The organism is Dyadobacter sp. CY345, assembly GCF_021502725.1.
Lineage (GTDB): Bacteria > Bacteroidota > Bacteroidia > Cytophagales > Spirosomataceae > Dyadobacter.
Genome location: NZ_JAKFFS010000007.1, coordinates 323,702 through 336,159 on the forward strand (window position 1 = coordinate 323,702; position 12,458 = coordinate 336,159).

At 41.3% G+C, this 12,458-nt stretch carries 6 protein-coding genes; 1 reads left to right on the forward strand and 5 read right to left on the reverse strand.

What is annotated here, in order from left to right; genetic code table 11:
- Positions 1 to 70: 70 nt before the first annotated feature.
- The 5 genes from L0657_RS26745 to L0657_RS26765 all read right to left on the reverse strand — a co-directional run bounded on the left by L0657_RS26745 (position 71) and on the right by L0657_RS26765 (position 10,121).
- Positions 71 to 2,668 carry a TonB-dependent receptor gene (locus L0657_RS26745; RefSeq protein ID WP_235153862.1) on the reverse strand — a complete coding sequence of 866 codons (2,598 nt, stop codon included), beginning with the start codon at positions 2,666 to 2,668 and terminating at the stop codon, positions 71 to 73.
- Positions 2,669 to 2,878: 210 nt separating this feature from the next.
- Entirely contained in the window at positions 2,879 to 4,696 is a 1,818-nt protein-coding gene (locus tag L0657_RS26750) for a RagB/SusD family nutrient uptake outer membrane protein (protein WP_235153866.1), read from the reverse strand.
- Between the two features lie 27 nt (positions 4,697 to 4,723).
- Positions 4,724 to 8,197: a TonB-dependent receptor gene (locus L0657_RS26755; protein WP_235153873.1), complete on the reverse strand. Its 3,474-nt coding sequence runs from the start codon at positions 8,195 to 8,197 to the stop codon at positions 4,724 to 4,726.
- A 233-nt stretch (positions 8,198 to 8,430) separates the two neighbouring features.
- Complete coding sequence (locus L0657_RS26760; protein WP_235153876.1) at positions 8,431 to 9,432, reverse strand: FecR family protein; 1,002 nt, start codon at positions 9,430 to 9,432, stop codon at positions 8,431 to 8,433.
- Positions 9,433 to 9,539: 107 nt separating this feature from the next.
- The gene (locus L0657_RS26765) at positions 9,540 to 10,121 is read right to left on the reverse strand and encodes an RNA polymerase sigma factor (protein WP_235153883.1); all 582 of its coding nucleotides are present in this window, start codon (positions 10,119 to 10,121) and stop codon (positions 9,540 to 9,542) included.
- A gap of 247 nt (positions 10,122 to 10,368) precedes the next feature.
- Here L0657_RS26765 and L0657_RS26770 point away from each other — a divergent pair, with 247 nt between their 5' ends.
- On the forward strand, positions 10,369 to 12,357 hold the full coding sequence (locus L0657_RS26770) for a maltotransferase domain-containing protein (RefSeq protein ID WP_235153885.1): 1,989 nt from the start codon (positions 10,369 to 10,371) through the stop codon (positions 12,355 to 12,357).
- Positions 12,358 to 12,458 lie beyond the last annotated feature (101 nt).

The following is a 12,458-nucleotide window of genomic DNA, read 5'->3' on the forward strand; positions in this document are numbered from 1 at the left end:
TTATAAACTATAAATTTAATCAATAACCTTCGGTTGTTTTTATAAACCGGTTGGTCAGCCATTCAATTTTCTAAAATCTGAAACCCAGTCTTGTAAACAAAAAGGCGCCATTACTGCCCATTTGAACCGGATCCCACGCACCGCCTGATTCAGTCAGGTAGGGTTTTGACATGTTTGGATATACATTCAAAATATTACTTCCACCGATAGAAAGTGAAACGTTTTTGCTGAACTTATAATTTACAGTTACGTCTGTCTGTACTTTCGGTTTGTAAACATCTGTGTATTCCTCTGGTGTATAATCCTTATTTGTCTCTTCGTTGATTGAACCGTAGTTCCAGTTCGTCAATTTTATTTCGCCAAAACGAACAAATCTTACCATCAGACTAAATTTGTTTACAGTGTAATCAAAAGTAAGATTGATTTTTGATGGAGGAGCTGATGCCAGTACAAAACTGCGTTCTCTTTGGTTAAAATAGGTATCTTCTTTTCCAATAAGTGCAGGGCTTGTGTTGATCGGTCCAAGTTTCATCCAGTTGAAATTAGCCGCCAGTGTAGTGCTGAAACGACCTTTTCCCAAAGCGGTCGAATGGGCGATAATTACATCTATACCTTTCGTTGTTGTGTATGAAAGCGCGTTGGTGAAGAATTGTGCCTGACCAACATTTAACGATTTCAATAACGGGCCGATTGCTTCATCTTCGTCACTGAACTGACCGGTTAAAACAACACGGTCTTTTACTTTTACGTAGTATCCATCCACAGTCACCGACAACGCAGAACCTTTCGGCGTAACGGTTATACCTAAACTGGCATTTTCAGACGTTTCCTGTTTCAGCTCCGGAATTCCGAGCGTTTTGGTAACAGCACTGTTATTATTTGCAAGAAGAACCTGAACTGCCTGACCATTGACGAAGTTGGTAAATGTTGAATTGAAATATTTCTGAGCCAGTGACGGCGCGCGGAATCCTGTACTCACCGAACCGCGAATCGCGATATCGTCAGTGACCTTATACCTTGCGCCCAGTTTACCATTTAATGTACTCCCAAAGTCACTATAATTTTCGAAACGGACCGCTGCGTCTACTAATAGTTTTTTTGTGATATCAGCTTCAACATCGACGTAAGCGGCAACATTTGAGCGGCTGTTATTGGTGATATCGGCCGGACTGAAACCTGGAAAACCCTGAGATCCGCCAGCGAAATTCTGATCATAGGTCGCGTATGATGCTTCCTCGCCTGCAAATATTTTATAACGCTCTGTACGATATTCTCCTCCAAAGGCAACATTCAGACCGCTTAGAACAGATTTGTAAAACCTGGTAAAATTCAGGTTGGTAACATTTTGACCAAGCTGAAAACCACCCGCCTCAAACGAAGTTTGCGACTGCGCTCCAAGCGAAGTATTCAAAGAATTTTTTACAGAAAAGTCAAATTTATTAAACCCGTAGGTGTTGCTCAAATCAATATCCCATTGTTTCCATACACCTCTCACCCCAACTGTCGCAGCGTTATCGGTAATCTTGCTTGCAATAATCGGATCAAAACCATTTGGATAAATTGCGGGAATGTTCTTGTCACTATCAGCAAAACGTGTCCAGGCATAAGCATCTCCCGTGCGGGTGTTATGACCGCCAAAACTATAAACCTGGAAGTTTTTTCCAACCGGGATTTTTGCGTTATAGTAAATCGCAGCATTTTTCATTTGCGGATCACCATATTGTCTGCGGCTGATTTCGTCAAGCGGACTTGTATTGGCGCGGTTCGTGTGATCGCGGAAGTTATAGTCGGCGGTAACATTAATGAAACCTGTTTTAGCAACTTTCAGACCATAATTCAGGTTAACATTATAATTCTGTCCATCAAAATTTTTATCATCAAAACGATATTTGGCTTTGTACATTCCCGCATTTACATTGGCAGTCAATTGATTCACTGTTTCTTTCAAAACAATATTAATAACACCCGCGATTGCATCCGAACCATATTGTGCCGCCGCACCATCCCTTAATATTTCAATTCTTTCAATAGCAGCTGCCGGAATTGCGTTCAGGTCCGTTCCTGTATTTCCGCGACCTCTTGAACCAAACAAATTAACCAATGCAGACTGGTGACGTCTTTTCCCGTTTATAAGCACCAATGTTTGATCAGGGCCAAGACCGCGCAGCGAAGCCGGATCCACGTGATCCGCACCATCTGAACCAGTCTGTCTGTTTGAGTTAAAGGAAGGAGCTGCAAATTGTAAAAGCTGATTCACATCAAGCTGGCCTTGTTTGGTAGTAACTTCCTGGATATTGATCACATCAATAGGCGCTGGCGTATCAGTTGATGAACGATTCATGTTTCTCGAACCAACTACTGTTACCTGACTTAATAAAGTTGCATCTTCCAGCGTAAAATTCTGAGTTTCCTGACCGCCAATTTCTTTTTCGATTTTGTTGTAACCGACATAGGTAACGATCAATGTTGCGTTGGAATATCCCACTGACAAGGCATAAACTCCGCTGGCGTCGGCAGTTGTGCCGTTGCTGGTTCCTTTTTCAATAACCGAAGCGCCGATCATTGGCGCTCCGTTGGCATCTGTAATTTTCCCCGATACTTTGAATTTCTGCGCGAAGGCTGAAAGTGAAAGTAAAACGAAAAATAGTGATAAATAACATTTAGTCATATTACGAATTTTAATTAATAAAAGCGCAAATTAAGATAATAATAGTTTACACTTTTTCATTATCACTAAATTATATTTTCCTTAAAGCAGTTTACGCAGAATGGTAATAATTCGAATTTTATATTTTTGAATGTAATAATACAAATACAAAAAAACCTTGCAGCCAGAGATCTGAGTTGCAAGGTTTTTCTTCGACTAAACAAAAAAGTGTTATTGATATCCCGGATTTTGAACGATCTCTTTATTTTGATCTCTTACCGATTGCGGTATAGGGTTCATGTACATTTTCTTGTGGAATACGTGTGGGTGGTTCAGGCCGACCACTTCGTAAATCCATCTTCCCCTGTTATCATTTGGCGAAGAATTCGTGATTTTCATGCCGTGCAGATCTTTATTCATCACATCTTCTGCAATGGCCCAGCGAATGATATCATAAAATCTTTTCGATTCAAAACAAAGCTCAACACGGCGTTCTCTGCGGATTGCTTCCCGCATCTGGTCTTTGCTCAATCCTGCCGGCAGTTCCGGAAGGGCGGAACGTTTGCGTATCGCGTTAATGGCAGCATAAACGGAAACATCTGCGCCGGAAACTTCGTTTTGAGCTTCGGCATAATTCAATAATACTTCTGCATAACGATAGTAAACATAATTCTGACCGCTGGAAGCACCACCTCTTGGTTTCAAAGGATTGATTTTTTTCTTGAAATAATATCCCGTATTTCCCACATCATCAGTTCCAAAATCGATCTGGTTTTTCGAAGGTTTTACTTTATCAATTCTTGTATAAATGGTATCCACTCTCGCCATCCAATCCTGTTTATAAGGAGCACCATCGTACACTATAAAATCATAGAAACGTTTTTCGCGGTTGACGTATGGATTTTGCGGATCATAACCGGATGTAGGATCGGAGATCGGTTTGCCATTGGCCATCGCAAACTGATCGACAAGTTCCTGCGTCGGATTGTAGTTGCCCCAGGTATAATAAACGCCATCGATCCATACCGGACCGCCATATTGCTCATAGTTGGAGCCCATGATCACAGCAACAATCTGGCGATCCCAGATCACTTCGGAATTGTATTCATTTTTCTCCCACCAGAAAGCAGAAATATCTGGAAACAAACCATAGGTACCGCCGTAAGTATCCATGAAAAGCTTGTTCGTAGCCGCTGCTTTTTTCCAACGTTCCGGATCATTGTTTCCGAAGCTGATCATCTTGTTCGGATCGGCGCCGGCAGGAGAGTTTGCCGTATTAAAAGCCGGACTTGCGGCATATAATTCCAGCCAGCCTTTCAACGCGAGGGCTGCGCCAAGCGTAGAACGACCCGCATTTGCGTCGCCATTGTTATACTTCACAGGCAAAACTTTATTGGTTACAATTGCATCCAGTTCGGAAATAATAAAATTGAAGGTTTCTTCAAAGGTGCTGCGCTTGTTGTAAAGCTCTTCCGTGGACATCGTATTTCTGTCGAGGGTTTTTGTCAGGATCGGAAGGCCGCCCATGTGCATAAACAATTCACTGTACAGAAACGCCCGTAAAAATCTCACTTCATCAATTTTCTGCTTCACATAAGTCTCCGAGAAATTGGCAGCATTTTCAGTAACCCGCTCAATAAATAAATTGCACTTGCGGATCTTGTAATATCCTGCCGACCATGTGGCGTAATCCGTTGCATGATTGGTTGAATTGGTAACCGTGGCCGCTGTGTTATATTCCTGATCCATGGGCGAACCCTGATTCACGGACGGATCTACGATACCCTGTTTCCAGCTATATGAACGCCAGTAAAAACCGGCATCATTATCATCCGTGAAATTGTCAAGATTTTCAGGTGAATTCCATTTGTTGGAAAGATCGTGGTAAATATCATTCAGGAAAATATCTGCATTTCCTTCCGATTCCCATTGTGTTTCTTCCGTCAGCCGGCTTTTTATTTCGTTATCCAGAAAATCTTCTTTACAGGAAATCGTGCTGAGGCAAAGGCAGAGCAGTGCTGTAAAAATGATTTGTTTCGTATTTTTCATATCAGATAATATTAGAATGGTCAAAAATCAGAAAGTAACATTCAAACCGAATACATAAACTTTTTGGTTGGGATAGGCCGTTTCACGATCTGTGTAGCCAACTTCCGGATCCATAAAATTCAGCTTGCTCAACGTGAAGAGATTTTGTCCTGATGCATAAACCCGCACCGACTGAATCTTCAAAGCCTGTATTACGCTTTTTGGAAGTGTATAACCAATAATCGCAGTTTTCAAACGCACATGCGCAGTACTTGTCCACCAGAAATCCGAAGCCTGGGTATTGTTGGCATAAGGTGCCTGTGTTGCTCTCGGGTAACGTGCTCCTTGATTGTCAGGGGTCCAGCGGTTGTCATAATATTCGTAGCTGGAATTACTGTTGTTGTTATTAAAAGGAATGGTTTGAAACTGGCGGATATCAAGGCTGGCAAGCGCTGATCCCTGGAAAAAGAGGCTGACATCAAAGCCTTTCCAGTTTGCTGTCGGCGTAAGACCATAACTCAAAAATGGCGAGACAGGTTTTCCAATGACCGCTTCATCGTTCGCATCGATTCTTCCGTCCGGTTTTCCATCAGGCCCGCTGATATCAGCATAACGGATATCGCCCGGATGCAAAACGCCGAACTGTGTTACATTGTAACCATCTTTTGTGTCAATAATCCCGTCATCATTTGTATCGTCCTCAGTTCCGAAAATTCCCAGCGCTTTATAACCAAATGGTGTTCCGAATGGACGGTTTGTCCTGCTGCGGTTTGGATTGTTGCGAGTTGCTGCCGTTTCGAAGATCTGTACCATTTTGTTTTTGGCATAACTCATATTTCCGTTAATCCCAAGTTTTAGCCCGTTCGAAAATTTGTATTGTGTACCGAGACTGAATTCAAATCCGGTGTTGGTCATGATTCCTGCATTTTCATCAGCAAGTCCAAGTCCGTACTCGATCGGGACGCTCACAGCTGGAGGCAATAACATACCACTTCTTTTTTCGTGGAAATAATCTGCCTCGATATTCAGCAAACCTCTCCATAACGTTGCTTCAAAACCGATATCCGTTTTGGTCGCAATTTCCCAGGTGATGTTTTTATTTGCCTCATTGGGAAGATATGAACCCTGAACCATGGAGCCGGCGCCAAGCGCGTAAGCATTTCCATACAAATTATATCCTGTCAGATATTGAAAAGCAGTACCTGCTAGGTTTCCGGATTTTCCCCATGATCCTCTTATTTTCAGATTATCTACCATCGGAAGGCTTTTCTTGATGAAATCTTCTTCTGACATTACCCAACCCACAGAGAATGCCGGGAAGTATCCATATCTTTTTCCTGGCGCAAAGTAGTAGTGCCCATCATACCGCCCCGACGCTTCGAAGAGATATTTTCCGGCATAAGCATAACCAACCCGGTAGACATAACCAATCTGACTTCCGGTCGATGATGTTCCCGAATTATCAAAATCATTTTTATTCGAGCTGCCCATATCGAGCTCATCCGTATTGATCGCGAAGTTATTTCTGCGGGCAGAAAAAATTTCGTAAGTGTTATTTCTCGCTTCTGCTACCAACAATCCAGTGAAATCATGTTTGCCAAATGAATTGTGGTAATTCAGATAAGCCTGATAACTGAACGTTTGCGTTTTTCTATATTCCTGTCTCAGATAGGTAAAGGCCGGTGCGCCACCTTCTGAAGTAGAAATTTCTCTTTTGTAAGTGTAAGGCGTTGCATTGGTATTTTGGGTGTAGTAGTAAAATGGCGTGTGCCAGCCTTTCTCCGTCCGCTGATTTGGGTCATAACTGAAAGTCCCTTTGATACTTAATCCTTTCACAGGAAGTTTCTGTTCAATAGCCAGCGTTGTCAAAAGGGTGTTATTTGTATTTCTTCTATAACCTGCATTCAGGATACCAACCGGGGAATTTCCTGCAAATTCGCCCCATAAACCATTGCTGTAATACAAGCTGCGGATTGGAATATATTTAAATCCATTTCTGAAAAGGTTGGTAGCATTCACCGCATCATCCACAGATTTTGTGTTTTCAATAGATCCAATCAGCGCCAGAGTAACAGTAGTTGTTTTGGTTGCCTGCGCTTCCAGATTCAGGTTGTAGTTGTAACGGGTATAGCGAATTGGGTCAAACATCCCTTTTTGCTGTAAAAAACCCAAGCCTGCATAATACTTAATTTTTTCAGCGCCTCCGCTCAGTTGCAGATTATAGTTTTGCATCGGCGCATTCATGTTAACCAACTTTTTACTGTCGCTGATCGGGTAAAGGTCCGGATCTTTTGCATTCAGACTGATGTAATTTTCAATAAGATCTGTTGCAAACGGAAGCTGTGTTCCTGTCGGATTTTCATTGGAATATGCTTCATTTTTAAGTCGCATATAATCCTGGGCACTCAATAATTTAGGGTAATATGTAGGTGTCTGTGTTCCGTAATAGCTGCTGAAAGTCAGGGAAGGCGCACCTGTTTTTCCTCTTTTTGTGGTGATCAAAACTACGCCGTTAGCTCCGCCGAGTCCGTATGGAGCAACCGCAGCGGCATCTTTTAAAACTGAAATTGTCTCAATCGCAGTCGGATCGATTTGGTTGATATTATCACGAATAATCCCGTCGACAACGATAAGCGGTTTGTTATTTCCAGTCGTACCAATTCCGCGAATATGAATTTCAGGAGAATCTGCACCTGGCTGGCCTCCATTTGGACGCATGCTGACACCCGCAACTCTTCCGGCCATGGAATTAGAAATATTTGGTACCGGCGTTTCCGCGATTTCTCCTCCCTTAATCGAAGCAACCGAACCTGTTAAAGTTGATTTTTTCTGTGTACCATATCCAACGACGATCACTTCGTCAAGCGCTTTGGTATCGGCGATAAGGGAAATATCGACAGTTGTCCGGTTGCCAACAATTACTTCCTGCGAAATAAAACCGACGAAAGAGAATATCAAAACCGCATTTGCATCCGGCAATTCCAGCTGATATTTTCCATTGATATCGGTGGTCGTTCCGCGCTGCGTTCCTTTTAAGATGATACTTACTCCCGGTAACCCGTCACCCGATTCTGCCTTGACGGTACCGGATATACTAACATCTGCAGGTGTCTCAATTATTTTGGCCTGTTGAGATGAATTTTCCCCAGTCTTACCGGGAGATTTTGATAGAAGAATCTGATCGTTGCTGACCTTATAAGCGATGCCCATAGGAGAAAACAAACGATCAAGAACGAAAGATAATTTTTCCTGATTTGCTGTAATTGTTACGGCCTGATGTGCCTTGACGAGGTCGCTACTATATGCAAAGCGCATTTTTGCTTTTTGCTCAATTTTGGTCAGAGCTTCCTGTAAAGACACATTCTTTACTTCCAAAGTTATTCCCCGGTTCAGCAGATCCTGTGCTGGCGTAGTATGTGCATAGGCCATTGCGGAGAATAAACCGACGCAAACGAGTTGATAAAATGTTAATCGCATGATTTTGAATAGCAATCCATGCCGTGGATGAAAATGTTTTTTCATAATTTTACTGAGAATTGATTAAATGTTGGAAACAACGATCCTGCAAAATCACTAGGCAACATTTGCCAGGTGATCATTTGTGAACTGCACGTTCTAGGATATCTGATCAGTTTATAATCAGGAGTGTCGCAACCACTCCTGATTTTTTTTGAGCAGACATTAAATTTGATTAAGTAATTGTTTTACGTCATTTGCTGCACTGTTTAAGTATTTAACAAACTAATCATTAACTATTAATTACAACCTTCTCCTTTCAAAACCACCTTCTCGCCGTCAATCTCATACGTCGTCCCGAGAAGTGTTTCGATCATTCCAAGAATTTCAGGCAGTTTTTGGTTGTTAAAATCTACTTTCAGACGACATTTTTTGATCGCAGGATTCGCGAACTCGATTTTTATACGAAAGGTATTTTGCAGGCGATCAGCAACTTCATTCATGGGCGTTTCGTCAAAGACCAATGAAACCGATTGCCAGTTTTCATCGATCATTTCATTATCCTGAGAAACATCCACGGTCATTCGATTGGTAATTTTTTCAAAAACAGCTTGTTGTTTTGGTTTCAATACAACTGTCTCCGTTTTGTGATCCGGGTTTTGTTTACTCACTGCAACGCTTCCCGTAATAACCGAAACTTTGTAACTTGATTCATTTTCATTCGCCTTCACGTTAAAGCTTGTACCCAACACTTCTGTTTTTAATTTCCCGCAATGAATAATGAATGGATGCCGGGCATCCCGCGTTACGTCAAAAAATGCTTCACCCTGAAAGTTTATTTCACGGGTTATTTTGGATGCAAAAGAATGGGGATGTGTTATAAAAGCACCAGGTTGGAGCCAGACAATACTATGATCAGGCAAATTGTAGCGAATGATTCTTTTTTCATTGTTACGAAAACTGATCAGTGATGAATCGATGGCATTTGTTTCTGCTAAAAATTTTCTGGTTTTCTGCTGAGTGACATAGGTAAAGAAAATACCCAGGCCTACAACAGCTGCGGCAGCATAATACCACAGTTGTCTGAATGGTAAAATTTTGGGTTTTTGATAATTTTCCGAATCCGAAATTTGCAATTGAATACGTTCGTACAAAACTTCCTCATCCGAAGCTGAAAAAGTCTCCCCGGAATCAATTTTAAGGTTTTGATACCAAGCGTCAACAAGTGTGCGTTCGTGTTCGCTGCACTGGTTGTTCAGGTATCTTTTTAATAAATCAGAAGAAGGAATTGCGGGATCCATTTTAGGTGTACGATTTACACTTGTTGAAATAGCTTTATTATACAGTCTGCTATTTCAATGGATATCCCTTAGTCAAATATGAATTTATTTTTAAAAAATTGAATTCATCAAGCAAATGCAACGCTTATTAACGCCAAAGCGATGTAATCCTTCATTTCCACGCGAAGAATGCGAAGTGCTTTGCTGATGTGCCCTTCAACCGTTTTTTCTGAAATTGCCAGTGTCAGCGCGATTTCTTTGAGGCTGTAACCCTTACGGCTCAGCACAAAAACCTGGCGGCATTTTTCAGGAAGTTTAAGAAGTGATTGCTCATAAAGCTCGCTTAACAGATTGTAATCGAGATGCTCGCGTGTCTTATCGTCGGCGGGAGATTCAACCTCATCAATCGAAAAAACGTGCTTTTTTTGCTCCTGATAATAATAATTGACAATGTTATATTTCAGCATTCCCTGCAAATAGGCCTGGGCATTTTTCTGAATATCAAATTTATTTCTTCCAAGCCAGAATTTATAAAATACTTCCTGTACCAGATCCTCGGCGGCAGTGCGTGCCCCCGTTTTCCGAATAGCAGTATGCACCAGCAAACGAACATGCCGGCTGTATAACTCACCAAAAGCAAGTTCATCATTTTGCTGACAAATCAGTTTTGTCAACTCTTCGTCGGAAAAAAGGCGGTAAGTAGTGATCAATTTTTCAGTGATTTAATATCGGTTTAACAACATCTTTTGTTACTGTTTAAACAAAATCAATTCTTCGGGGCGCGATATTTACAACCATAAGGAAACCGTGATTATTTTATACTTGTCATATATACACTAAAAAGTCGCCAATAATTTTATGCTGGAATGATTTCATTAGCGAATCCCCGATATTGACGGTTTAATCAATATTTGTGAATATTTTTAGTAAAAATTGAAAGTAAATTATTTTCTATATATGAATAACGATACTGGAATAGCTGGACTTGCAATATTGCATAACGATCCGGTAGTGATCGAAAACGTTATTCCCCAAATTGATCACGGGAAATTCCCCGTTAAGGTGATTGAAGGGGATACATTTTTTGTGCAGGCCGATATTTTTGCAAACGGAAACAACAGTCTGGCTGCACGAATCCTCTATAAACATGAGAGTGAAAATAATTGGCGGGAAACTTATTTAAAGCCAATTGTCAATGATCGTTGGGAAGGACAATTTCCGGTAGAAAAAACCGGGTCATATAAGTATAAAATAAAAGCCTGGATTGATCCGATTGCTACCTGGCAATCAGAAATGGTGAGAAGGGTTCATCATTATCTTTCCCTGACGGATTTGCTGTCTACCGGTGTTTCACTTTTGGAAAGTATGGCCGGAAAAGCCTCCAAAGAAGACAAAACACTTGTTAAGGAAGCAATCAGGATTTTTAAAGATCAAAAAAGAGCTGACGAAGCGGGGCAACTTGCGATGAGTTTTCGTTTTACAGAGTGGCTTAACCGGTATCCGGACACGACATTATCAACTGAGACTTTTGATTTTGAAATAATTTCCAATCATAAAAAGGTCGAATTCAGCTCGTGGTACACGATGTTTCCCCGCTCCGCTTCACCATTTAAAGGAAGACATGGAACATTTCAGGATGTCGTTAATTTACTTCCCAGAATTGCGAATATGGGGTTCGATGTATTGAATTTTCCACCAATCCATCCGATCGGAAATGAAAAAAGGAAGGGGAAAAACGGAGGTAAAAAGCTTGAACATGACGATCCTGGCTCACCTTATGCGACCGGAAATTCTTATGGAGGACATGAAACCGTTCATCCTGAGCTGGGTACTTTTGACGATTTTAAAGATTTGGTCGCGGAAGCGAAGAAGCACGATATCTCTATAGCGCTGGATTTCGCTTTACAGTTTTCGCCCGACCATCCCTGGTTGACCGGCCATCCCGATTGGTTTGAAAAACAAAGTTCCGGATCAAGCGATTTGACAGCTTCGCCAAATTCTACGCAGCCCGATTTTTTGCGACTAAAAATCAATACAGGAAATAGTGAAGAAATCAAAAATGCTGTGCTGCAAATATTGCAGGTATGGATCGATTGTGGTGTTCAAATTTTCCGGATTGCCGAACCTGATTTTTATCCGGTAGGCTGGTGGCAGGAGATAATTCACGAAGTGAATACCAAAAGTCCTGAAATTATTTTTTACGCCGGAACTGTAACGCGTCCGAAAGTAATGAATTACCTCGCAAAATCAGGTTTTGCATTATCCGATTCTTATTTTATGTGGAGAAACTCCGGATATGAATTGCAGCAATATATCAATGAAATCGCCTATTCGGAACAGAAGGATTTTTTCAGACCTATTTTCCGGATCAACTCGCCCGACCTCAATCCTTATAATCTACAATCAGGACATGAGCCTCAGCAATTGATCAGGTTTTTTCTGGCAGCAACCTTATCTGGCTGTTACGGTATTTATGGGCCGGTTTTTGAACAGTTGGTGTATGAGGCTTTTCCAGGCAAAGAAGATTACTGGAATTCGGAAAAGTATGAGATTAAACATTGGGATTGGGAAAAGGAAACGAAAATCACTTACCTGATTACGATGATTAACAAGATAAGAAAAGAGAATCAGGCGTTGCAGCAGACAAACCGGATCCATACCTGTGCCGTTCAAAATGATCAGATTCTGGCTTACTACAAAAGTCATGATAACGGTAATAAAATTCTTTGTGTTGTAAATCTGAATGCCCACCACAGGCAGTCTGGTATGGTTCAGGTTCCTTTACATTTAATAAATAAAAATCATGATGAAATTTTCATAGCCCACGACCTTATCACCGACGCGCGTTATGAATGGCGGGGCGAATGGAATTATGTTGAGCTCGATCCGCACATCCTTCCGTTCCATTTATTACGAATCGAGGATTATTATGGAGAATACTATTAAAAAGTTGGCAAATACGGATAAGTGACAAATAAGTATTGGTTTTTTACATGAAAAAAGGTGAATTTGGTGGTTGCAGAGAGTTTCTGCCAAATTTTCACTCT